Here is a 23,471-nt window from a genome sequence, read left to right on the forward strand (position 1 = left end):
AACATACAGTCCGGACTGTATGTATCTTACGGCTGCTCCGACGCAAGGACCACGCGCCCATGACGACCTCGACCGACACCCTGCTGCACCGCCTGCTGCATTGGGAGCGCACCATGCCCGAGACGGTGTACCTGACGCAGCCGCTCGCCGACGGCCGCACGGTCGACTACACATGGCGCCAGGTGGCCGACGAGGCGCGGCGCATCGCGCATTACCTGCAGACCCTGGCGCTGCCGCCGCGCAGCCACATCGCGCTCCTGGGCCGCAACAGCGCGCACTGGCTGATCGCCGACCTCGCGATCTGGATGGCGGGCCACGTGACGATCCCGCTCTACTGCACGTTGAGCGCGGCCAATGCGCGCTACGTGTTCGAGCACAGCGAATCGCGTCTCCTGTTCCTCGGCAAGATGGACGGCACCAGCGACAACTGGACCGAGCTGCAGCACGCCCTGCCCATCGGGCTGCCGGTGGTGGGCCTGCCGATGTCGCCGCTGCCGCACGACAACCCGGTGATGCAGTGGCACGACCTGCTGGCCATGCATGCGCCGCTCGCCGACATCGCCCTGCCCTCCCGCGACGCGCTCGCGACCATCCTCTACACCTCGGGCAGCACCGGCCAGCCCAAGGGCGTGATGCACAGCTACGGCAGCATGATCGACATCGCCCAGGTGTCGGACGCGCTGTTCTCGATCACGCCCGAAGACCGCATGCTGTCGTACCTGCCGCTCGCGCATGCGGCGGAGCGCTCGCTGGTCGAAGCGACGTCGCTGTACTTCGGCTGCCGCGTCTTCTTCGCGAACAACCTGGAGACCTTCCAGCAGGACCTGCGCCGCGCGCGGCCCACGCTCTTCTTCTCGGTGCCGCGGCTGTGGGTGCGCTTTCGCCAGGGCGTGTGCGAGAAGATTCCGCCATGGCTGCAGAAGCTGGCGTTCGCGTTGCCGGTGGCCTCGACGCGGCTGCGCCGCAAGATCCTCGTGGCGCTCGGCCTGGACCAGGTGCGCGTGGCATTCAGCGGCTCGGCGCCGCTCTCGCCCGAGGTGCTGGTCTGGTACCGAAGCCTCGGGCTCGACCTGCTCGAGGGCTACGGCATGAGCGAGAACTTCGCCATCTCGCACATCAATCCGCCGGGCAAGGTGCGCATCGGCACGGTCGGCCTGCCCGAGCCGGGCGTGCAGTGCCGCATCGGCGAGGACAGCGAGATCCAGGTGCGCGGCCCGGGCCAGATGCTGGGCTACTACAAGATGCCCGAGGCCACGGCACAGACGCTGCCGCCCGACGGGTTCCTGCGCACCGGCGACCAGGGCGTGATCGATGCCGACGGGTACCTGCGCATCGTCGGCCGCGTGAAGGACATGTTCAAGACCGGCAAGGGCCGCTACGTGGCGCCGGTGCCGATCGAGAACGCGCTGGGCAACCACCCATTGGTGGACACGGTGTGCGTCGCGGGCCTCGGGCTGCCGCGGCCGTTCGCGCTGGTGATGCTGTCACCGCAGGGCCAGGCCGAGAGCCGCGACTCGGTGAAGCGCGAGCTGCACCAGTTGATGGACACCACCAACGCCGCGCTCGAAGAACACGAGCGGCTCGGTTGCCTGATCGTCGTTCGCGAACCGTGGAGCATCGAGAACGGCCTGCTCACGCCCACGCTGAAGATCCGCCGCAGCGTGATCGAGGCGCGCTACATGCCGCTGGCCGAGGGCTGGCAACAGGGCGGGCAGGCGGTGCTCTGGGAGTGAGCGGGCGAGGCTCAGGCCCAGCCCGTCTCGATCTCGGTCCTCACCTCGGTCATGAGCTTGTGCACCGGGCACTTGCCCGCCACGCGCAGCAGCTCGTCGCGCTGGGCTTCGGTGAGGTCGCCGGTCAGGCGCAGGCCTGATTTCAGGCGGTAGACGCCCTTGCGCTCCTCGCTGTCGTCGCGGTCGACCACCACCTCGATGTCTTCCACCGGAATGCCCTTGCGGCGCGCATAGATCAGCACCGTGAGCGCCTTGCAGGCCGCGAGCGAGGCGTCGTACAGGTCGTGAGGCTCGGGGCCCGCATCGCTGCCGCCGCCGGCCGGCGAGGCATCGACCGGAATCTCGTGGTTGCGGATCTTGAGGATGTGGCGCGTGCCGGTGGTGCCGTCGCGGCGGATCGAAATGCTCATTGCCGGTGTCCTTGGTGGGTGGAGTGAGAGTTCAGCGAACGAGCGGGCGATGGTAGCCGTGGCGCTCAGCGGTCCACCGCAAGCACCAGGGTTTCCTTGATTTCTTCCATCACCACATAGCTGTGCGATTCGGCGGCCACCGGCAGTTTCTTCAGGATGTCGCCCAGCAGATGGCGGTATTCGCTCATGCCGCTCAGGCGCGCCTTCACCAGGTAGTCGAAGCTGCCCGAGACGAGGTGGCATTCGAGCACCTCGGGCATGTGCAGGAGCTCCTGCTTCACCTTGTCGAACACGTCGCCCGACTTGGCCGAGAGCTTGATCTCCACGAACACCAGCAGCGTCTTGCCCAACGCCTCGGGCGACACCCGCGCGTGGTAGCCGGTGATGACGCCGTCGCGCTCCATGCGCTTGACGCGCTCGGCGCAGGGCGAGGCGGAGAGGCCGATGTGCTCGGCCAGTTCGGTCATCGAGACACGGCCCTGGCGTTGCAGCAGGTCGAGGATCTTGCGGTCGATTCGGTCGAGTTCCGGCATTTCACTCCGCGGGCGGCATTGGACGATTTTCGGCAGTGGATTCCATCGTCAATCGATTGAAAACAATGGAATCCACTGCATTGTGCACTTTAGATTCCATGTATTCCATACGAATCAGCGAATACACCATGAAAGTCATCGTTCTCGGCGGCGGCGTGATCGGCACCACCACGGCCTACTACCTCGCGCGCTCCGGCGCCGACGTCACGCTGCTCGACCGGCAGGCCGGCCCCGCGGAGGAAACCAGCTTCGGCAACGCCGGGCAGGTGTCGCCGGGCTACTCCACGCCGTGGGCCGCGCCGGGCATTCCGCTGAAGGCGATCAAGTGGATGTTCAAGAAGCACGCGCCGCTGTCGATCCGGCCGGACGGCACGCTGTTCCAGCTGCGCTGGATGGCCGCGATGCTGCGCAACTGCTCGCCCGAGCGCTATGCGGTCAACAAGGAACGCATGATGCGCGTGGCCGAATACAGCCGCGGGTGCCTGCAGCAACTGCGCGCCGACACCGGCCTCGCGTACGAGCACCGCACCGGCGGCACGTTGCAGCTGTTTCGCACGCAGGCGCAGCTGGATGCGGTGCAGCGCGACATCGCGGTGCTCGAGGAATGCGGCGTGCCTTACGAACTGCTCGACCGCGACGCGCTCGCCGGCGTCGAGCCGGCACTGGCCGGCGCGCGCGACCGCCTCACCGGCGGCCTGCGCCTGCCCAATGACGAAACGGGCGACTGCCACCTCTTCACCCGCGGTCTCGCCGACATCGCGCGCGGCCTGGGCGTGGACTTCCGCTTCGGCCAGGCCATCGACGGTCTTGAAACCGAGGGCGGCCGCATCACCGGCGTGCGCACCACGACCGGCAAGGTGCTCACGGCCGATCGCTACGTGATGGCCTTCGGCAGCTACTCGCGCGCCGCCATCGCCTCGCTGGGGCTCGACATTCCGGTCTATCCGGTCAAGGGCTACTCGCTCACCGTGCCGCTCGTCGACGAATCGCTCGCGCCGCAATCGACGGTGCTCGACGAAACCTACAAGGTCGCCGTCACGCGCTTCGACAACCGCATCCGCGTCGGCGGCATGGCCGAGCTCGGCGGCTTCGACCTGCGCCTGAACCCGGCCCGCCGCGCCACGCTCGAGAAGGTGGTGAGCGACCTGTTCCCGGGCGGCGACCTGCCGCGCGCGACGTTCTGGACGGGCCTGCGCCCGATGACGCCCGACAGCACGCCCATCGTCGGCGCCACGCGCTACGCGAACCTGTTCCTCAACACCGGCCACGGCACGCTGGGATGGACCATGGCCTGCGGCTCGGGCAAGCTGATCTCGGACATGGTGATGGGCCAGCAGCCGGACATCCGCACCGACGGGCTCGGCATGGACCGCTACGAAGAAGCGCCCTCGCGCGGCGCGCGCCCGAGCCCCGTCACCGCACACGCGTGATGCAGTGGCCGCTCAGGCGGCCTTGGCGATGGGAATCGTCGCGCTCTCCATGCCGCGGTAGATCTCCGCCTCGCCATGCTTCGCAAGCAACTGCATCAGGTGCTTGCGGATCAGCATGCCGGGCCGGTCCGACTCCATCGAATACTCCACGCCGCGCCGCCGCGTGTCCACCAGCGCATCGGGGTCGGTCGATTCGAGGATGTCCTTGTCCTCGCGCGTGATCTCCGCGTCGAAGTCGATCAGCATCTGCGCCGCGCAGTCGGCCTCGGTGTCGTTGCGAAACAGCCATTGGCACAGCTGCATGCGCCCGTCGTCGATGGGCGTGAAGCAGTTGATGATGATGTGCCGAACGCCGCTCGGGTACTCGATGTCGAGCCGGCGCGAGAACGGCAGGAAATACGCGTTGCGCATGTGGCGCGTGGTGATCGCATCGGTCACGCCGCTGATCGCGTGGAACTTGACGGGGTTGGTCGCCTCGATGACTGTCTCGGCATGGAAGCCCGATTCGTTTTCAACCAGCTCGTACCTGCTCGGCTTCGGGCTCGCGGCCACGCCGAAGGTGGCGCGATGCACGAAGCTGAAGTGCGAGTTGTCGAATGAATTTTCGAGCGCGCGCATCGGGCTGGTCTGCCACTCCTCGTAGAACTGGAAGATCGTGCGGTAGGCGGGGTCGGTGAACTCCGCGATCTCGGGGATGTCGGCGATGGGCTCTTCGAGCGCCACCCATGCGTAACCGTAGCGCGCAGTGCAGCGGTAGGCGGTGGTGCGGTACTCGGGCGAGATCTTCCGGTCGGCCTCGTATTGGGGGATGCGGATCACCTGGCCGCTGCGGTCGTAGGTCCAGCCGTGGTAGCCGCACTGGATCGCGCCATTGCCACAGGCCTTGCCTTCGCCATCGACGCACCAGCCCTTGGAGAGCTTCGCGGTGCGGTGGCAGCAGCGGTCGCGCAGCGCGGCCGGCTGGCCGTCGGCGTCGATGAAGAGAACGATGTCTTCGCCCAGCAGCCTGAAGGGCTTGGGGCCGTGGGCCAGTTCGGTGAGCGGCATGACGGCATGCCAGAACTTGCGGAAGACGGGTTGTCGGGTGACGAGCATGCGTGGACTCCTTCTCTGTTGCGCGTGGGTACGTACGAACTTGAAAGAGCAATTTCCTGCCGGGATGCGGGGGGCATCGCGCGGCTGAACGCTTCTACTCTGCGCAAGTTGCCTTGCAAATTGCGCGCCCGGATTGTGGCGCGCCCCGTTCGCCAATGCACGCGTTTCCACGCAAAGCCCGAGCAAAAGCCCTTGGCATGCGTCGTGCATGGATGCGGGCAAGAGTAGAAGCGTTCAGCAGCGCACGCACCACGAACGTGCGCCGCCCGGAAATTGCTCTTGAAGCGCCTTCTGCTCTTTCGCAGGGGATTCAAGACCACCGATTCCGAGGCCCCACCATGCAACGCCGATCCTTTCTCGCGGCCACGTCCGCCGCTGCTGCAGCCGCCGCCCTTGCCGCCCCGTCCGTCATGGCCCAGGGTGCCGTCAAGCTCACCCCGGTCAAGTTCACGCTCGACTTCCGCATCAACGGCCAGACCGCGCCCTTCTTCCTCGCGCACGCCAAGGGCTACTACAGGGACGAAGGCCTCGACGTGACCATCGACACGGGCGCCGGCTCGGTCGCCTCGATCACGCGCATCGCGAGCGGCGTCTACCAGATGGGGCTGGGCGACATCAGCTCGCTGGTCGAGTTCAACGCGCAGAACCCCGGCACGCCGATGGTGCAGGCCGTGTACCAGTACTACAACCGCGCCCCCTTCGTGATCATCGGCCGCAAGGACCGCGGTGTGACCGGTGACTTCAAGAGCCTGCAGGGCAAGAAGGTCGCCGCGGCCGCCGTCGAATCGACCCGCCGCGCCTGGCCGATGGTGGCGCGCAAGCAGGGCATGCGCGGCGACGCCTTCCAGTGGCAGACCACCGACTTCAGCGCGCGCGACAACGTGATGGTGCGCGGCGACGTCGATGCCGCCACCTACTTCCACGACTCGGCCATCTCGCTCTTCGCGCGCATGAAGCCCGAGGAGCTCTCGGTGCTGAAGTACGCGGACGCGGGCGTCGACCTGTACGGCAACGCGATCCTCGCGAGCAGCAACCTCATCGCGCAGAACCCCAAGGTGGTCGCCGCTTTTTTGCGCGCGACCAACCGCGCCATCGTCCAGACCTTTGCCAACCCTGCACCGAGCATCGCCGCCATGCGCCAACGCGAACCCATCCTCGACGAGAAGATCGAGCTTGAACGCTGGGGCGTCACGGCGCAATATGTGGGCGCGGCGGACACGCGCAGCCACGGCCTCGGCGACATCAAGAAGCTCACGCTGGAGCAGCAGGTCGACGAGGTGGCCGAGGTCTTCGGACTCAAGGTCAAGCCCGCGGCCGACGCCATCTTCAACACCTCGATGCTCCCATCGCGCAACGAACGCATGATTTCCAACGCATGAATTTCAACAGCCCAAACAACACCACCTCGCTCCCCGAAGAAACCGCGCTCGACGAGCGCGACGGGCGGTATCTGCGCAAGGCCATCGGCTGGTCGCACCTGGCCCGCCGGCGTGGCAACCGGCCCTTCGGATCCATCATCGTCTCCGCCGCCGGCGAGGTGCTGGCCGAGGCCTACAACAGCACGGGCGAGAGCGGCGACTGCACCGCCCACGCCGAGACGAATGCGATCCGCGCGCTGGCCGGGCGCGGAATTTCGCGCGAGGAACTCGCAGGCGCCACCATCTACGCCTCGGGCGAGCCTTGTGTCATGTGTTCGGGCTCGATCTTCCTGTCGAACATCGGCCGCGTGGTGTTCGGCATCGACGCGGAGCGCCTGCGCGTGTTCCGCGGCGAGCGGCAGGACCAGCGCGATGCCGAGCTCTCGTGCCGCGACGTGTTCCGCGCATCGCCGCATCCGATCGAATGCATCGGGCCGGCGCTGCTGGATGAATCGGCGGCGGCGCACGACGGCGCCTGGAAATAGGCAACAGGCTCGCCCCAGGCTGCGCGCACTTCGTGCCGCTTCGCCTTCCCCCTGCCGGGGGCGGCACCCGCGGCCCGGCCGAGCCGGTTCCGCGGTACTTCCCCAACAAGCCGCGACTAGACTCTTCGCATGCCCTGGCACGCCCGTCTCCACCTCGACTATCAACAAGAAGCTGACCGCACCGTCGCCCGTTTCCGTCACGACGGACCGCTGCGCATCCTGCAGAGCCTGTACCCCGAGGGCGATGCGATCTGCCACAACGTGCTGGTGCATCCGCCCGGCGGCCTTGTCGGCGGCGACACGCTCGACATCGACATCGAGGGGGCGGATGGCAGCCACGGGCTGATCACCACGCCGGGTGCCTCGCGCTTCTATCGCTCCGAAGGTGAACTGGCCTTGCAGCGCACGCGCATCCGCCTCGCCAAGGGCGCGCGGCTCGAATGGCTGCCGCTGGAGGCGATCTGCTACAGCGGCTGCCAGGCGGAGAACCGGCTGACGATCGAGGTCGAACCGGGCGCCGAGATGATCGGGTGGGACGTGACCGCGCTCGGCCTGCCGAACGCGAACCAGCCGTTCGAGCGCGGCAGCTATCTGCAGCACATCGAGGTGCCCGGGGTGTGGCTGGAGCGCGGGCGCATCGATGCGGTGGATCGGCGCTTGCTGGAAAGTCCGCTGGGCTTCGGCGGGCACAAGTGCATCGCATCGCTGTTCTTCGTGTCGGGCTCGCCGGCCACGCGGGCACGACGCGAATCGCTGCTGGCGCATGCGCGCGCGCTGCTCGAGGCGCATGGATTGTTCGACAGCGCCGGTGCGACCAGCCCGCATGCCGAGGTCGTCGTGCTGCGCGTGCTGGCGCCGGTGGTGGAACCTGCGATGCAATTGCTGCGGCAGGTGTGGCAGGCGTGGCGAGGCGAGCTTTGGGAGTTGCCTGCGGCTACGCCGCGGATCTGGTCGACCTGAGCGAACCACCTGTCCTTTACTCGAAGTACTCGATGCGGCCGATCATTTTCATGAGGGCCGACTGCACTTTTCCTGTTGCTGTTCTTGGCGGCTGCACATCGATATGAATGCATGAATTGCCTTTCACTCTCAAGCAAATCAGATAGAAATTCACAGGTAATACCGCACCATCGCCATGAAGCGCATCGACATGCGCGACCTGTCCTTTCCAATTGATTCCGGACGCATTTCTTTGCCAAGCTACATGTCTGTAGTACCGGCCGCCTGAATCCTCTTGCTCGATCTGGTCACGGGGCGCCACGAAAGATTTCGATATTTCTGGCGAATCTCCTTGCACTGAGCAATACACATCCACTCGGGCTTCCAACTCTTTTTTTGCTTCACGGATCTTCAGAGTAAATTCGGCGGAAATATAATTTTGACCATCGATTTTCGATGCAGAAATACTCGAATTTTCTATTTTTTCTACAGTCTCTCTGTCAAATTTCAATCCACACCCGGATTTGATATTTTCAGAAAATTTCTCTCTATTCATTCTTAATTGCGAATGCGCAGGTGCAATGAGCGAGAAAAATAGCAAGCAGGCGATCCATATCACGGCAGTATTCTTTTGACAAAAATTTCCTGGCATTGCTTGTTGCCGATTTCGCGTATGTTGAAAAACCGACACCTCGAGCAGGATCATCACAAGAGTCATTGCGGGACGCGAACAGGTTCATTCAATGAGGGCGGTGGTGCATCCTCCAAGAATTCAATATTGCGCAGCAAATCGAGAATGCGCGGCGTCAAGTCGGCATCTTTATGCCGCTGGAAATCTCGCAAATAACCCATATAACCCCCGCCACAGACCGCCTTGGAATCGCGAATCAGGCAATAGGACAACTCTCGCTGCCGAAAGCGTTCGTCACCAGAGATGTCATCCACCGCAACGGCCCAACCACGCGAATTCTTGGCAGTCAATTCATAGAAGCGCAGTGCTCGCAGTGGCAGAAGCTGCTCGCTGGATTCGCTCTTGCGGAGCGCCCAGCCTCCACTCGACGATGGAAGGGCCCACCCCTCGCGTACATGGCCTTCACTGGCCGCGTAGCAAACAAGACCGAAAAACCATTCGCCCGGCAGAAATTTCAGGTCATTCAAAACAAACATTCCGCCTCCCCACCCCGACTCGCGGGCATAGGTGATATCGAAGCGCGAAGCGGATGGCTGCGCGACTTGGATGCGGCAGCCGGGTCCGAAGTTGGCAATCGTGGGCGTCGAGGTCTTGGGGAAATCAGGTCTCGCGCGAGCTTGAGCGCATGCGGTCCAAGCGCACCCGTACATCACGATCAGGAGCAGCCATCGCTTCATTCAACGCTCCTTGGCGAATTGCCTTCCGGAAAGGCCAATCCGAGCAAGCCTCGGCTGTCTGGAAAGTATTCTTCGGTCAGGACGGCAACTGCATATCCATAGGCACAGCAGCGAGAGTCGAATCCATTGAGTGCAGCGCTGTACAGATTCGCGATACTGGACGGCAGATTGACGGCGGCAGACGCTTGCCAGAAAGCGGGGCTTCGGTAATACACCTTCGTTCCTTGGCCGTTGATTGTGTTGACCACGACGCGCTCCAGCACATGCGCACCGTCGGCATACCGCGCCATCCCGAGCGATGCCCAGTAAAAGCCGGCGCTGTCGGCTGGCGCCAAAGTGTTTTCTGCGCTCTGAGGCTGACGAGGCGCCTCGACTGCCGTGCGCCAACTCTGTATTTCCGGGGTAAGTCCGTTGAAATTGACGTCGTGCATTGCAGTCACGTTTCGAAGCCTGGGCGATTTCACTTCTTCGGTACGTTGAGCGGTTTCAAGAGCTGTCTTCAATGCCACCGGAATGTGACGTCCTCGCCAATCCCAATAGGCCAGATAGTTGCTGGCGTGGGTGAGTTGCAAGAACCCACGCCCGTGCCAAGGGGTGTACCAGTAGCTGCCCCCTCCACTTTCGCTGAGTCTGCTGAGCCAAGCCGTTTCCTGAATCGCGTTGCCGAAGAAGGATGCTTGCCGCATCGGCGTATTGATCAAGTACTTGCGCATCATTCGGTTGAGCGAAAGGCGGTGATCTTTCAATACAGGATTGTTTTGGGCGTCCACACTGCGGCTCGAAATTGGCTCCCACAAATACCCGGAAATCCCATTGCGGGGATCTCTCCCATATCGAAGCGCGCTCAAAGGGACCAATTGTTTGACCTCCCTCTCGCTCAACCATCCGCACTTGCGCATCACCCCAACAAACTCCCTCGGATGAAACCGCCAATCGGCGTCCAGGAACGCCTTCGGCAGATCGGCAAAAGTCACCGCACGGGCATGCTTCACAAAGCGATCCCACTTCTGCGCGCCGGCAGCGTCGTCATCGGCCGTCTTGAAATCCTCGGTTTCCAGCCAGCCGTAGCGCGCCTCGATCGTCGTGCGATCCCATTCGCTCGGGAACTTGCAGATCGTGCGGCGCAGCTTTGTTCGTACGCTTGCATCGCCCAGTCGCCTCGCCAGTTCCGCGCGCTCCATGCGCTGTTCATTCTTCGGGTCGGGATCGCGGATCAGCGTTTTCATGCGGAGCGAGTCACATCGCAGGTCCGCATTCGGGTCATCGTCAAAGCAGTTCCAGCCCATGACCGGCAGGAAGTCGGCGTCGCTGAACTTGAAGGTGCCTGGCGCGTTCAGGTCTGCCCAGACCTCGCCTGCAGGCGTGACGATCTTGCGCCAATGGGCGGCGTTGGCGGGCAGCGGGTCGGGGCCCAGGTTGCGTCCGAAGCGCAGCAACTCATACCAGCCGCTGGGACTGCTCGCGGCGCGCGTCGCAGCGTCCAGCGCGCCGTGGCGGTCGCTGCAGACGGCGTACAGGTCGTATTCGAAACTCTGGTTCGCCGCAGCCTTGACGGCGGCTGACGCGCCGGCACCGCCGATGTAGTCGTACCGGCTGTCGCTGCGCGGTGCGCCGATGCGCGCACCCAAGCTGTCGTAGCTGGTGAGCGTCGCGGCGCCCTTCTCGCATGTGATTTGCACCCACTGGGGGTTGTGCAGCGTGTTGGGCAGAAAGTGACCGGAGCCGGCGCTTGCCGCGCCGCCTGAACCGTTGGCCACGCGCAGTTGGCTGGTCGGCATGGTCGTGCTGGTAGGCGCAGCGGCCGGCAGATAGATGTAGACGCTGCCGAAGATGCTGTCGACGCGGCCATTCGCAGTGGGCGGCGGCATCGCCAAGGGGTCAACCCAATCGGGACCTCGCCGTGTGAGTCGCCGGAGATTCGCCTCGTCGCAGCAAATCTCGAAGTGGACTTGCCCTTCATGTCCGTAGATCTGGCCGGGTGTTCCCAACGCGTCCTTGCGACAGACCGCATCGCCGACTGTCCACGGAGCCGCCGTCTTCGGACAATTCGCGATGCCGGCCATGTGCATGCAGGCGCTGTAGTAGACGACCTCCGTCGCCACATTCCCTTCTGCACCGATGTCGGTCCTGTGCTCGATCGCGACAAACCCGTCGCTGGTCCACGCAGCCGTGGGCGTGTCGGCGTGGAACGGGTTGTAGTTGAGCGGATGACCGAGGTCGTTGTTCGGTGCCGTCGGCGCATGAACGAAAACGACCTTGCCGTCGGCCACGGCGCGCACGGGCAGATGGGCGCCGCCCGACGCGGGGGCCTGGATGTGAACCCCGTTGTGCCACCCCAGCTTCAGGCTCAAGGGAAACGAGCCTTCCGGCGCATTGGTACTTGCCAGGCGCGATGCGGGCTGCGCCATCGCGGCGTCGAGCCAGGCTTCTTCGGATGATCCGGCGCGATCGGGCAGGAAGGGAGGGCTGATGATCATGGCTGCGCTCAGAGAGAGAAGGGATGCGTCGCGTCCTTGCGCGAAGCAAGGTTCAGCTCAGGGCGCGGAAAGGCAGTCGGCTCGACCGGTTGGCTCATCGGCCCGATCAACGAATGGCTGGCCGCGTGCTCGACCCATCGGCCCTGGGTGCCGTGCTGGATGCCCTGCGCAGTCCAGCGGCTGAAACTGCCGCCGCCGTTGACCACCAGTTCCTCTTTCGCCGTGATCGTGATGCGGTTGGCGGCGTGCGTGATATCGAGCTTGGCCAGCAGGTGGATGCTCTGCTGCAGCGCCTTGAATTCGATGTTCGCGCCAGCCGCCACCAGCCGGATGCCGGCCTTGTACGAGAACATGCGGATGGCCTGCTTCACGCTGACCAGGAAGCTCTTGCCCGCGCTCACGCTGGTGTGGCCACCGCTGGTCAGCGCGTGATGCTCGCCGCTGGCCATGTGCGTGGACTGCGCCGTCGTGCTCTGGATGCCCGCCGGGCTGGCCAGCACCAGATGCGGTTCGGCCAGTTCGGGGAAACGGCCTTCGGCGGGGTTGCCGCCAGGCCCCTTGATCGCGTCGTTCTGCGCCTTCAATGCCCGGGTCACTGCATCCTGGTCGCCTGTCGCGTGGGCTTCGGCCTGCTGGGCGGCCATCGACAAGCTCTCGTGCTGCCCGCGGCTTCCTGAGAGCCGGGCCAGCGTCTCGTCCATGGCCTTGATGTGGCCGGAGGCATTGCCGCGCGCCTCGGTGGTGATGAGCAGCCCGTCCGCGGCCCGCACGACGCCATGCCCGTCGGTGCGCAACTCGAAGCCCTCGCCACGCGGGTCCTTGCGCCCCGCGTTGTCCTCGATGCGCGTGATGTGCCCCAGGCTCAGCTGGCTGTGCTGGTGGTCGGACTTGAGCTGCGCCTGGATCTTCGCGTCGGTGTCGTCCAGCACCAGGTGGTTGCTGCGGCCTGCGGCGCTGTTGCCGCCTTCCTTGGTCAACTCCCTCGACCTGAAACCCGAGAGCGCCGCCTGTCCGGGCAGTGCCCACGGCGGCAGGTTCGACTGGTTGTGCACGCGCCCCGTGCACACCGGCAGGTCCGGATCGCCGCCGATGAAATCGACGATGACCTCCTGCCCGATGCGCGGGATGTGCACGCCGCCCAACTGGTTGCCGGCCCAGGGCGAGCTCACGCGAATCCAGCAGGTGCTGTGCTGGTTCTTCAGGCCCAGCCGGTCCCAGGGGAACTGCACCTTGATGCGGCCGAGCTCGTCGGTCCAGAGGTTCTGGCCTTCGGGCCCCACGACGACGGCAACCTGGGGGCCATGCGTGAAAGGCTTCGAACGAGCGAGCACCGGGCGAAGCACTTCGACGACGGGATGGGCTGTCAGGTCGACGCTGACGCGCCACTGCTGCTTTCTGCCGGCAGCCGCCTCCTTGACCTGGCTGTCTTGTGCCACCTCCTCGATGAGAAAGCGGGTCTCCAGGACAAGGTACTCCGCGTTCGCGCGCTCCCTGGGATGCCTCGCCAGCCTGAACGTGCAACCGGCCGCCATGCCGCGGAGATTGCCGCTGGCCTGTACCCTCGCGCCGTGGGTTCGCAGCGCCTGCATGCGCAGCAAGGCGATCTGGCGGCCCTCGCCTTGCGGATCGTTGGCCGCCTGCATGCCCGCGCGAGGTTGCGCACAGTGACTGCCGGCGAAAGCGTGGTGCCATTGGTAGACCTCCTGGTCGGCCTGCCCGGTCGGGCGCGGGTCCTTGCGGCTCGTGCCGAGGTCGGCGCGGGGCCGTGAATAGTCATAGTCCCGGCTGGCGTACTGCCCGCTCGTGAGCCGGTGGCAGGGAACGACGCTGTGCAGGTATTCGGCATCGAGCTTCCAGCCGGGCGGGTGGTATTCCACTTGCCGGTACGCGGCACTCTCGCTGGCGCCGTAAGCGCCCATCGCATCGCACAGAACGAGGCGGTGCTTTCCCTGGGCGTGCGCGAAGTGGTAGCTGATGCCCCACTCCTCGCAGAGGCGGCAGAAGAAATCGAAGTCGCTTTCGTTGTACTGGACCTGGTAGTCGCGCAAGGGGTACGCCTCCATCAGGCGCTTGTCGACCGGAAACGCGTAGTCGGCCAGCAGTGCATCCAGGATCTGCACGACGTTCAGGTTCTGGAAGATCCTGCAGTCGGTGCGCAAGGTGGCCAGGTGCAGCCACGGGCGCAGGGTGAGCCTGTACTGCACATGCCGCCCTTCCTCGCCCCAGAAGGCCGCATCGGTGATGAGCGCGTTGATCTCGCGGGGCGCACCTTCGTCCAATTCGATGAGGCAGCCGATCTCTCGGCCGATGAAATCATCGAGGTTGAAATCCGCCGCGCCGCTGGCGCCGAGGCTCAGGTCGTCGGGCGTCTTGAGCAGCAGTTCGTATTCGAACAATGCATTGACGCACTCCCGGCCCGATAACCGCACGGGCTCGAGCGCCGGGCGGCCGAGAACAACGGGAATGGCGGGACTCTGGATGTGAAGCGTGCGAGAAGAAGGCATCGCCGCAGTGTTCCGGCTCGGCCCGGATAACACTGCGAACAATCGTCACCCTGCAAGGCCTCCCGCCACAAAGTCGTCGAAAGCGGGAGATATGTCACCGCCCGTATGAAGCAGCGCGCATTCGTATGAAGTTCCCGGCCCGCTGTCCTACAAACCGATCGTCGCTTGTCTCCGTATTCGGTCTGGACCTCTTCCATAACCGACTCCTACCGAGGGCGACAGCCATGAATTTCGTTCGAATTCCCTTGCACGCCTGCGTTCTCGCGGCCTGCACGCTGACGGCATCCGGCGCTTTCGCCTCCAGCCACCGCGAGGCGCCCTCGATTGCCGGCACACCGAAGGTGGACGCCACCGACTTCTACATGTTCCGCAGCTACGAGACCGGCCGCCAGGACTACGTCACCCTCATCGCGAATTACCAGCCCGACCAGAGCCCGTACGGCGGCCCCAACTACTTCGCGATGGACCCGAACGCGCTCTACGAGATCCACCTGGACACCGACGGCGATGCGGTCGAGAACATCACCTTCCAGTTCCGCTTCAAGAACACGCTGCGCGACATCCAGCTGCCGATCGCCGGCAAGCAGGTCTCCATTCCGCTCGTGCAAGCCGGCGGCATCACGGGCCCGAACCAGGCCACCAGCAACCTGCGCGAGACCTTCACGCTGAACATCGTGCGCGGCGACCGTCGCACCGGTACCAGCGAGGCCATCACCGCGGCCGGCGGCGTCAAGGAATTCGACAAGCCCACCGACAACATCGGCGACAAGACCTTCGGCGGCCCCACGGGCTACGCCGCCTATGCGGCCCAGCATCTCTACAACGTCAATATCCCGGGCTGCACGGCACCGGGCCGCGTGTTCGTCGGGCAGCGCAAGGACCCGTTCAGCGTGGCGCTGGGCCAGGTCTTCGACCTGATCAACCTGAACCCGCTCGGCCAGCCGAACGCCAACCCCGACGCGCTCGCGGGCAAGAACGTCACCACCATGGCGCTGGAGGTGCCCATCGCCTGCGTCACCACGGCCGGCAAGCCGATCATCGGTGGCTGGACCACTGCGAGCGTGCGCCAGGGCCAGCTCGTCGCCAGCCCGCCCAAGCGCGGCCACGGCACCGCCACGCTGGCCGGCGGCGCATGGGCGCAGGTCTCGCGCCTGGGCATGCCGCTGGTCAACGAGGTCGTCATCGGCCTGAAGGACAAGGACCGCTTCAACAGCTCCAGGCCGAAGGACGACGGCCAGTTCGCCGACTACGTGACCAACCCGACACTGCCTGCGCTCGTGCAGACGCTGTTCCCCTCGGCACCGGCGCCGACCAACTTCCCGCGCACCGACCTCGTGGCCGCGTTCCTTACCGGCGTCGAAGGCGTCAACAAGCCCGCGAACGTGACCGCCTCGGAAATGCTGCGGCTGAACACCGGCACCGCGCCGACCCCCAAGGCCGACCAGAACAACCTGGGCGTCCTGGGTGGCGACACGGCCGGCTTCCCGAACGGCCGCCGCCCCGGCGACGACGTGGTCGATGCGGAACTGCGCGTGGCCATGGGTGTGCTGTGCGTGGCCACCGGCGCCACCGACACGCTCAAGGTCGGCTGCAAGCCGTCCGACGCGCCCGCGGGTTCGGCGCCGATCACCGATGGCGCGATGCAGAGCGCGGCGCAGTTCCCGGAAACCTTCCCCTACCTGAACACGCCGCTGCCAGGCGCTCAATAAAGAGAACGCCATGACGAAGAACAAGTTCTATCGCGTCGCCGGCCCGCTCCTGGTCGCCGCAACCCTCGCGGGCTGCGGTGGTGGCGGCGGCGGCGGGGGTTTCAGCTTCTATCCCTTTCCGCCCGCCGGCGGTGGCCAGCCGCCGACGCCCCCCCCACCACAAGCGGACGCGTACGACACCTTCATTGCCTACGTCAAGGCGCTGGTGACCGGCGGCGGGCTCGACACGGCCGAGGCAGCGGACGTCGCGATGTTCGATCCGCCGCCGACCTCGGAAACCAGGGACCCCGTCTCCACCGAGTGACGGCGATGCACCGGCGCCTGCCCGCGCGGTACGCACTGCAGGCGTGCGCCGCAGCCCTCTGGATGGCCGCGGCGACGACCTGCGTCGGCGCCGCGCCCCGTGTTCCCGCCGACGACAACGAGGTCGTCGAATCGCTGCCATCCGTCGCCGGATGGTCGCGCGAGGCGCGCACGCTGCGCCGCGAACTCCAGCAACGGCCGACTGACGCGACCGTGGCCATCGCCGCCGCCACCCGCTACCTCGAACTCGCGAGATCGCAGGGCGACGCGCGCTACGCCGGCCATGCCATGGGCGCCCTCGCCCACTGGGCCGCCACCCCACCCGACGAAACACCGCCGGCCGTGCTGGTGATGCGCGCCACCATCGCGCAGTTCCTGCACGACTTCGACGGCGCGGAGGCGCTGCTGAAGACCGCACTCACCCGGCAACCGTCCAACGCACAGGCCTGGATCACGCTGGCCACCATCTACCGCGTGCGCGGCCGCTACAGCGAATCGGACGCGGCCTGCCGCGCGCTCGGCCGGGTCGGTCCGGCGCTCTACGCGCTTGCATGCATGGCGGAGAACGCCGGCTTGCGAGGCAACCACGACGAGGCGCGAGGCACCTTGAAAAAACTGCTGGACGACCCGCAGCTCCAGGCCCGCGAGCAGGCCGGCACGCGCCAGTGGCTGCTCACCAGCCTGGCCGAGATCGAGGAGCTCGCCGGCCGCCCCGCCGAGGCCGACGCCACCTATCGCCGCGCCCTGCAGGCCGAGCGCTCGGGCTACCTGCTGCTCGCCTACAGCGACTATCTGCAGCGCGCCGGCCGGTCCAAGGAGATTCCCGCCCTGCTCGACGCCGAGGCGCGCAGCGATGCAGTGCTGCTGCGCATGGCCATCGCCGCGCGCGGTCTCGGGGGCGCGCGCGCGGACGCGGACGAACTCAAGGCCCGCTTCGGCGCGGCCGCCGAGCGGCCCGGCATCACCGCGGTCCATGCGCGCGAGGAAGCGATGTTCGCGCTCGACGTCGAAGGCGATGCAAAGCGCGCGCTCGACCTCGCCAGGCTCAACGTGAAACTGCAGCGCGAACCCATCGACCTGTTGCTGTTCGCACGCGCGGCCGTCGCGGCAAAGAACGAACCGGCGCGCGCCGAAGTCAAGGCCCTGGTGCAGCGGATCGGCCTGCGCGATGCGCGCGTCGACGCGCTGCTTTGAACGCCAAGCCATGACCTCGCGCACCCATCGCTCCTTGCTGGCCTCGCTGTTTTTCTGGATGCTCGCCTTGCTTGTGCTTCCGGCCCACGCGCACAAGGCCAGCGACGCCTACCTGCAACTTTCACGCGATGGCGACCGCATCGACCTGCGCTGGGACATCGCGCTGCGCGACCTCGATGCGGTGCTGGACCTGGACGCCAACGCCGACCAGAAACTTTCCTGGGGCGAGGTGCGCACCCGCCTGGACGACATCAAGGCCTATGCGCTGGGGCGGCTGCGGCTTCAGGGTGGCCAGTGCGCGCCCGCCGACACCCGACCGCCCGCCATCGAGAACCGCATCGACGGCGCCTACCTCGTGCTGCAGATGCGCGCACCGTGCGGCGCGGCCGACGCGCTGTCCATCGACTACCGTCTCTTCCAGGACGTGGACCCGACGCACCGCGGCCTGCTGCGCGCCGAAACCAGGGGTGCCGCCACGTCGCTGCTGCGCTCGCTGGACCCGTCGGCCGGCCCCGTCTCCATCGAGTGGGCGGGGGCGCAAGAGGCCGCGGCGCCCGCCAGCTTCTTCGCCGACGGCATCCACCACATCCTCATCGGCTACGACCACATCCTGTTCCTGATCTGCCTCCTGCTGCCCGCCGTGCTGAAACGCCAGGGCGGCAGCTGGACGCCGGTGCTCGCGTGGAAGGACGCCGCCTTGCCGATGCTCGGCATCGTGACGATGTTCACCATCGCGCACTCGATCACGCTGGCGCTCGCGGGACTGAAGATCGTGACGGTCTCGCCGCGCATCGTCGAGCCCGCGATCGCGGTCACCATCATCGTGGCAGCGCTTGACAACATCTGGCCGGTGCTGCGCGGGCGCCGCAAGCTCTTCAGCTTCCTGTTCGGCCTGGTCCACGGTTTCGGCTTCGCGGGCGCCTTGGGCGAACTCGAACTGCCGACGCGCCAGTTCGTGCTCGCGCTACTCCAGTTCAACCTGGGGGTGGAAGCCGGCCAGCTGGCGGTGGTGGCGGTGGCGCTCGTGGTGCTCCTGGGGTTGCGCAACTGGCGGCGGTATCCGCCGCTGGTCTTGCACGGCGGCTCGATGGCCGCGGTGGCCGTCGCCACGGTGTGGCTGTGCGAACGGGTGCTCGACGTGAAGGTGCTGCCGTTCTCCTGACTGAATCCGGCCTGAATCCGACAGGTGGCAGCTCGCGTACCTGCAGGCATACCGCCGATGAACCGCTTCACCATTTCCCTCGACGCGCAACTCGCACGGCAGTTCGAGATGCTCATTGCGCAGAAGCGCTACACGAGCCGCTCCGAGGCCGTGCGTGACCTGATCCGCTACGGGCTGGGCCGCGCGGGCCTGCGGGGCATGCAGTTCGACGCCGCCGTGTCCTCGTGCATCGCGAACGTCAGCTACGTGTACGACACGCGCGAGCCCGCGCTGGCCTCGCGGCTCCTTGCGCTGCGCCATGCGCACCATGGCATGGCCGTCGCCTGCCACCAGACACCGCTGGATCACGGCAACTGCATGGAGTGCGTGATGCTGCGCGGTCCGGTTGCCGCCGTGCAAAGCGTGGTGGACCAGCTGATCTCGCTGCGCGGCGTTCGCCACGGCCACGCGAATGTCGTGGCGCTGACGGACGACGCGACACCGCATGCCCACGCGCATTCGCCGGCACATCCGCATTCGCATCTCACCCCGATGAACTGACCGATGAACCGACGCGGACCGCACGGCGCTCAGAACGTCCAGCGTGCGCCGACACGCGCGGTGCGCGGCTCCATCGGATGCACATGCCGGTCGTTCACGCCGCCGTTGCAAGCGCCCGCCACCACTTCGCCCGCCGAGCACGACGCATAGGCGTACTCGATGTCGTTGTCTTTCTTGCCGGCCAGGTTGAACACGTCGAGCCCGAGCGTCAGGTTCTTGTTGACGGCGTAGCGCGCGCCGAAATTCAGCAGCGTGGCCGAGCGCGAACGCAGCGTGTTGGTGGTGTCCAGCGCGCGCGGGCCGAGATAGCGCAGCCGCAGCGATGCGGTCAGCGGACCGTCGATGTAGGTCAGGCCCGCGGCGAACACGCGCTCCACGGCGTTGTCGACATGGTTGCCCTCGCCTTCCGGCGCAAGCCCCTTGAAGCGCGCGCGCGACACCGCGCCGTCGAGCTCCACGCGCCAGGCGCGGTCGATCTTCCAGCGCACCGTGGCCTCGATGCCGCGGCGGCTGCTGGCGCGCCCGGGCTCGGTCGAGCCGGCATCGCCGACGTACACGAGTTCGGAGTCGAGCTTGAGTTGCCACAGCGCCACCGTCGCGGTGAAGTTCTCGTCGGGCTGGAAGCGCCAGCCCACCTCCGCGCCCCGCCCCTTGACCAGCGCCGGCACGCGGTCGGCCGCCGTGCCGCTGGCCGGGTCGATGGCGATGGTCGCGCCGCGCACGTCGTTGCTGTGAAAGCCCACGCCCGCGTTCAGGTACAGCTCGTGCTGCGGCGTCAGCGCGAAGGCCAGCCCGGCCTTGGGGCTCGCGATCGCGTCATGCCCCTTGCCGCTGTTGACCGCGCCTTCGGCGCCGTCGCAAACGCCTCAAGCCGGCATGTCGGTGCGCGGCAGCCGCAAGTGTTTTTTCAACGTCTCGAACACCTGCCGCGTCACCGGGTTCACCACATGGCTGCGCACGTACAGGTAGTACGCGAGATCCGGCAGCCGCGGCATGCCGTCGCCCGCGCCCAGCACGCGCAGGCCCGCATCGAGCTGCTCGACCCCACGCGCCGTCACGCCGAGCCCCGCCCGCAGCGCCGCCTTGATGCCGATCAGGCTCGACGAGGTGTAGCGCGGCGTCCACGCGACGCCCGCCGCGTCCAGCGCCTCGTGCCCGATGCGGCGGAAGATGCTCGGCCCATCCGCCATGATGAGCGGCACCGGCTTCGTCGGGTCGTGCACGTAGCCCGCCGCGCACAGCCACACGGTGGGCGAGTTGCGCAGCACCACGCCTTCGAACTGCGACTGCGGATCGGCGCGGTTGGAGATGATCATGTCGACCTCGCCGCTCTTGAGCGAGGTCATGAGATACGGACTGCGGCCGATGTGGATGTCCAGCTGCAACAGCGGCGAGGTGCGCGCCACCTCGGTCAGCAGCAACGGCAGCATGGTCTCGGCCACGTCGTGCGGCGCGCCGATGCGCAGGTTGCCTTCGAGCTGCCCTTGCCGGAGGCTGCGCAGCGCCTCGTCGTTGAGCGCGAGCATGTGGTGCGCGTAGCTCAGCAGCCGTTCGCCGTGCGCGGTCAGCCGCTTCTGGCGGCCCTGCTTGACGAAGAGCGGGTGGCCGATCTGCTCTTCCAGCCGCTGCATCTGCTGCGTGATCGCCGACTGCGTGCGCCCCAGGTGGACGGCCGCCGCCGCAAAGCTGTGGTGGCTGACGACGGCCGCGAACGAGCGCAGAAGTTCAAGATCGAGCGTGGGCATACATTAATTTTATTGATGTGTTTCTTGCGCTGCTTGGATTGTGGCGCCACGCCGCCGTCACTACAGTGAATGCACACCAAACAGGCAACCCCACTGGAGAAACCGCATGAGCATCCCATCCGAGCAACGCCGCCAGGCGGTCGAGGCATCGATCGGCCAGATGAAGAAAGCCATCGGCGGCGCTGAACCAACCCGCGAAACGCTCGATGCGGTGCTCGATTCGCTGCAAGGGCTGGCCGCCCACGCCGAGTACTGGGGCGCGGCGGACTTTCCGCCACCCGAAGCCGGCGAGCACCAGGCCCGCTACCTGATCGCCGAAGACCCGGACCAGAGCTACGCGCTCTACCTGAACGTGATGCGCCCGGGCAAGAAGATCGTGCCGCACAACCACACCACCTGGGCCTGCATCGCGGCCGTCGAAGGCACCGAGCACAACCGCGTGTATGCACGCACCGACGACGGTGCGGTGCCGGGCGTCGGCAAGTTGGAAGAGACGGCGCTGGTCGTCGTCGCACCTGGTGAACAGGGACGAGGCATCGCGCTGATGCCTGAAGACATCCACTCGGTAGAGATCCAGGGCGAGCAGGTCATTCGCCACCTGCACATGTACGGCCGCGCGCTGGAGACGCTGAACGCGCGCACCGCCTACGACATGGCTGCAGGCACGTACCAGACGATGGGCATCGGCGTGCAGACGCGCCGCTAAGCCCCGCTAAGCCTCTCCTCCTCCTTCTTCTTCGATTCACTTTCTTTCATGCGAGGCGCGCGCCTTGCAGGACCTCGTTCGTCCCGACGACTTGCCCTCATGACCTCCCACATCGACCCGAAGACCCTCAAATCCTGGCTGCACGACGGCGGCGAGATCGCGCTGCTCGACGTGCGCGAGCATGGCCAGTACGGCGAGGCGCACCTGTTCTACGGCATCCCGCTGCCCTTCAGCCGGCTCGAGGTCGATGCGCCGCGCCTCGTGCCACGCCGCGGCGTGCGCGTGGTCGCATATGACGATGGCGAATCCGACGTGGCCGAGCGCGCGGCCGGGCAACTCGCCGCATTGGGCTACACCGACGTGCACGTGCTGCAAGGCGGCGCCCCCGCCTGGAAGGCCGCGGGCTACGTGCTCTTCGCGGGCGTCAACCTGCCCTCCAAGACCTTCGGCGAACTGGCCGAGGAGACGTACCACACGCCCCGCGTCAGCGCCGACCAGCTGGCCGAGATGCTCGCGCGCAAGGACAAGGTCGTGGTGCTCGACGGCCGCCCCGTCAGCGAGTTCCACAAGATGAACATCCCCGGCGCGACCTGCTGCCCGAACGGCGAGCTGGCCTACCGCGTGCGGCGGCTGGTGCCCGACACCACGACGCCGATCGTCATCAATTGCGCGGGACGCACGCGCAGCATCATCGGCGCGCAGACGCTCATCAACCTCGGGCTGCCGAACCCCGTCTACGCGCTGGAGAACGGCACGCAGGGCTGGTACCTGAACGATCACACGCTGGGGCACGGCGGCACGCAGCGCTATGCGGCCGACAGCGGCAACACCGATTTGCGTCCCGCAGCGAAGGCGCTCGCGGAACGCTTCGACGTGCCCACGGTGCCAGCCAAGACCGTGCAGCAGTGGGCTGCGGAGACGAGCCGCACCCTCTTCCTCTGCGACGTGCGCACGCCCGAGGAGTTCGCCGCCGGCAGCCTGCCCGGCGCGCAGCACACGCCCGGCGGCCAGCTGATGCAGGCCGGCGACCAGTACGTCGGCGTGCGCGGCGCGCGCCTCGTGCTGTTCGACAACGACGGCGTGCGCGCGCCGACCGTCGCGAGCTGGCTGCGGCAGATGGGGCACGACGCGAGCGTGCTCGAAGGCGGGCTGGCGAGCGGGCTGTCGCTCGCCCCTGCAGCTGCGCCGACCGCTCCCGCGTTGAAGACCATCGATGCGCAATCACTGTCTGCGCGGCTCGCGCAGGGCGACGTCGCGCTGTTCGACCTGCGCGGCAGCATGCAGTTTCGCGCCGGCCACATTCCGCAGGCACGCTGGTCGATCCGTCCGCGCCTGGCCGCCGACGCGACCGGCGAGACGCGACAGATCGTGCTCGTCGCCGACGATGCCGCGCTGGCCGCATGGGCCGCCGCGTCCGAACTCGCGGGCCACGCCCCGCTGCTGCTCGAAGGCGGCATGCCCGCATGGCGCGCCGCCGGCCTGCCCATCCAGGCCACGCCCGTGCTGCCCGCCGATGCCGACTGCATCGACTACCTGTTCTTCGTGCACGACCGGCACGACGGCAACAAGGAGGCCGCGCGCCGCTACCTCGCGTGGGAGACAGGCCTGGTCGCGCAGCTCGATGCGCAGGAGCGCGCGGCTTTCAGGCTGCCCTCCGCTGCATCGCACAACTAGCCACCGCTTTCTTTCGCTCGTCGTTGTCCGTTCCTATCCCAGGAGT

The 23,471-nt window shown here is 66.6% G+C and carries 21 protein-coding genes; 12 read left to right on the forward strand and 9 right to left on the reverse strand.

Annotated features, from left to right (window positions below; translation table 11 throughout):
- Positions 1-59 precede the first annotated feature (59 nt).
- Positions 60-1,733 carry an AMP-binding protein gene (locus BM133_RS20435; protein WP_093437676.1) on the forward strand — a complete coding sequence of 558 codons (1,674 nt, stop codon included), beginning with the start codon at positions 60-62 and terminating at the stop codon, positions 1,731-1,733.
- 11 nt (positions 1,734-1,744) lie between these two features.
- Here BM133_RS20435 and BM133_RS20440 read toward each other — a convergent pair whose 3' ends face one another.
- Both BM133_RS20440 and BM133_RS20445 read right to left on the reverse strand, forming a co-directional pair.
- On the reverse strand, positions 1,745-2,143 hold the full coding sequence (locus tag BM133_RS20440; protein ID WP_093437678.1) for an OsmC family protein: 399 nt from the start codon (positions 2,141-2,143) through the stop codon (positions 1,745-1,747).
- Positions 2,144-2,208: 65 nt separating this feature from the next.
- Entirely contained in the window at positions 2,209-2,676 is a 468-nt protein-coding gene (locus tag BM133_RS20445) for a winged helix-turn-helix transcriptional regulator (protein WP_013542969.1), read from the reverse strand.
- Positions 2,677-2,804: 128 nt separating this feature from the next.
- On the opposite strand from BM133_RS20445, the gene BM133_RS20450 reads away from it, so the two are divergent.
- Positions 2,805-4,106 (forward strand): D-amino acid dehydrogenase, encoded by a 1,302-nt coding sequence (locus BM133_RS20450; protein WP_093437681.1) that lies wholly within the window; start codon positions 2,805-2,807, stop codon positions 4,104-4,106.
- 12 nt (positions 4,107-4,118) lie between these two features.
- On the opposite strand, the gene BM133_RS20455 is transcribed toward BM133_RS20450, so the two are convergent.
- Positions 4,119-5,201: an aromatic ring-hydroxylating dioxygenase subunit alpha gene (locus BM133_RS20455; RefSeq protein WP_093437683.1), complete on the reverse strand. Its 1,083-nt coding sequence runs from the start codon at positions 5,199-5,201 to the stop codon at positions 4,119-4,121.
- Between the two features lie 338 nt (positions 5,202-5,539).
- On the opposite strand from BM133_RS20455, the gene BM133_RS20460 reads away from it, so the two are divergent.
- The 3 genes from BM133_RS20460 to BM133_RS20470 all read left to right on the forward strand — a co-directional run bounded on the left by BM133_RS20460 (position 5,540) and on the right by BM133_RS20470 (position 8,064).
- A complete protein-coding gene (locus BM133_RS20460; protein WP_093437686.1) occupies positions 5,540-6,580 on the forward strand; it encodes an ABC transporter substrate-binding protein in 1,041 nt (346 codons plus the stop codon).
- Positions 6,577-7,104 carry a nucleoside deaminase gene (locus tag BM133_RS20465; RefSeq protein ID WP_093437688.1) on the forward strand — a complete coding sequence of 176 codons (528 nt, stop codon included), beginning with the start codon at positions 6,577-6,579 and terminating at the stop codon, positions 7,102-7,104. The genes BM133_RS20460 and BM133_RS20465 overlap by 4 nt, the downstream gene beginning before the upstream one ends.
- 129 nt (positions 7,105-7,233) lie before the next feature.
- A complete protein-coding gene (locus tag BM133_RS20470) occupies positions 7,234-8,064 on the forward strand; it encodes an urease accessory protein UreD (RefSeq protein ID WP_093437690.1) in 831 nt (276 codons plus the stop codon).
- Between the two features lie 16 nt (positions 8,065-8,080).
- Here BM133_RS20470 and BM133_RS34690 read toward each other — a convergent pair whose 3' ends face one another.
- Genes BM133_RS34690 through BM133_RS20480 form a run of 4 tightly spaced genes read right to left on the reverse strand, consistent with a single transcriptional unit; the run spans position 8,081 to position 14,392 of the window.
- A complete protein-coding gene (locus BM133_RS34690) occupies positions 8,081-8,749 on the reverse strand; it encodes a hypothetical protein (protein WP_143100163.1) in 669 nt (222 codons plus the stop codon).
- A gap of 8 nt (positions 8,750-8,757) precedes the next feature.
- Positions 8,758-9,411, reverse strand: a complete 654-nt coding sequence (locus tag BM133_RS34695; protein WP_143100164.1) for a hypothetical protein — start codon at positions 9,409-9,411, stop codon at positions 8,758-8,760.
- The gene (locus BM133_RS20475; protein WP_093437692.1) at positions 9,408-11,888 is read right to left on the reverse strand and encodes a M23 family metallopeptidase; all 2,481 of its coding nucleotides are present in this window, start codon (positions 11,886-11,888) and stop codon (positions 9,408-9,410) included. Before BM133_RS20475 ends, BM133_RS34695 begins: the two co-directional genes overlap by 4 nt.
- An 8-nt stretch (positions 11,889-11,896) precedes the next feature.
- Positions 11,897-14,392, reverse strand: coding sequence for a type VI secretion system Vgr family protein (locus tag BM133_RS20480; RefSeq protein ID WP_093437695.1), 2,496 nt, complete (start codon positions 14,390-14,392; stop codon positions 11,897-11,899).
- Between the two features lie 224 nt (positions 14,393-14,616).
- Between BM133_RS20480 and BM133_RS20485 the strand changes: the two genes are divergently transcribed.
- From BM133_RS20485 to nikR, 5 genes are read left to right on the forward strand one after another with little or no spacing between them, the layout of a single operon-like run.
- Entirely contained in the window at positions 14,617-16,101 is a 1,485-nt protein-coding gene (locus BM133_RS20485) for a DUF4331 domain-containing protein (RefSeq protein ID WP_093437696.1), read from the forward strand.
- A gap of 10 nt (positions 16,102-16,111) precedes the next feature.
- On the forward strand, positions 16,112-16,405 hold the full coding sequence (locus tag BM133_RS20490) for a hypothetical protein (protein ID WP_093437697.1): 294 nt from the start codon (positions 16,112-16,114) through the stop codon (positions 16,403-16,405).
- A 5-nt stretch (positions 16,406-16,410) separates the two neighbouring features.
- Positions 16,411-17,598, forward strand: coding sequence for a tetratricopeptide repeat protein (locus BM133_RS20495; RefSeq protein ID WP_093438248.1), 1,188 nt, complete (start codon positions 16,411-16,413; stop codon positions 17,596-17,598).
- Positions 17,599-17,608: 10 nt separating this feature from the next.
- Positions 17,609-18,760, forward strand: a complete 1,152-nt coding sequence (locus BM133_RS20500; protein WP_093437699.1) for a HupE/UreJ family protein — start codon at positions 17,609-17,611, stop codon at positions 18,758-18,760.
- A gap of 57 nt (positions 18,761-18,817) precedes the next feature.
- Positions 18,818-19,300: a nickel-responsive transcriptional regulator NikR gene (gene nikR / locus BM133_RS20505; RefSeq protein ID WP_093437700.1), complete on the forward strand. Its 483-nt coding sequence runs from the start codon at positions 18,818-18,820 to the stop codon at positions 19,298-19,300.
- 29 nt (positions 19,301-19,329) lie between these two features.
- Here nikR and BM133_RS20510 read toward each other — a convergent pair whose 3' ends face one another.
- Both BM133_RS20510 and BM133_RS20515 read right to left on the reverse strand, forming a co-directional pair.
- Positions 19,330-20,112 carry a TonB-dependent receptor domain-containing protein gene (locus tag BM133_RS20510; protein WP_371286351.1) on the reverse strand — a complete coding sequence of 261 codons (783 nt, stop codon included), beginning with the start codon at positions 20,110-20,112 and terminating at the stop codon, positions 19,330-19,332.
- A 54-nt stretch (positions 20,113-20,166) separates the two neighbouring features.
- Positions 20,167-21,045: a LysR substrate-binding domain-containing protein gene (locus BM133_RS20515; RefSeq protein ID WP_093437701.1), complete on the reverse strand. Its 879-nt coding sequence runs from the start codon at positions 21,043-21,045 to the stop codon at positions 20,167-20,169.
- A gap of 106 nt (positions 21,046-21,151) precedes the next feature.
- Here BM133_RS20515 and BM133_RS20520 point away from each other — a divergent pair, with 106 nt between their 5' ends.
- Positions 21,152-21,751 carry a cysteine dioxygenase family protein gene (locus tag BM133_RS20520; protein WP_093437703.1) on the forward strand — a complete coding sequence of 200 codons (600 nt, stop codon included), beginning with the start codon at positions 21,152-21,154 and terminating at the stop codon, positions 21,749-21,751.
- A 99-nt stretch (positions 21,752-21,850) separates the two neighbouring features.
- A complete protein-coding gene (locus BM133_RS20525) occupies positions 21,851-23,425 on the forward strand; it encodes a rhodanese-like domain-containing protein (RefSeq protein WP_093437704.1) in 1,575 nt (524 codons plus the stop codon).
- Positions 23,426-23,471: the final 46 nt, after the last annotated feature.

It is taken from the genome of Variovorax sp. 770b2, assembly GCF_900115685.1.
Classification (GTDB): domain Bacteria; phylum Pseudomonadota; class Gammaproteobacteria; order Burkholderiales; family Burkholderiaceae_C; genus Variovorax.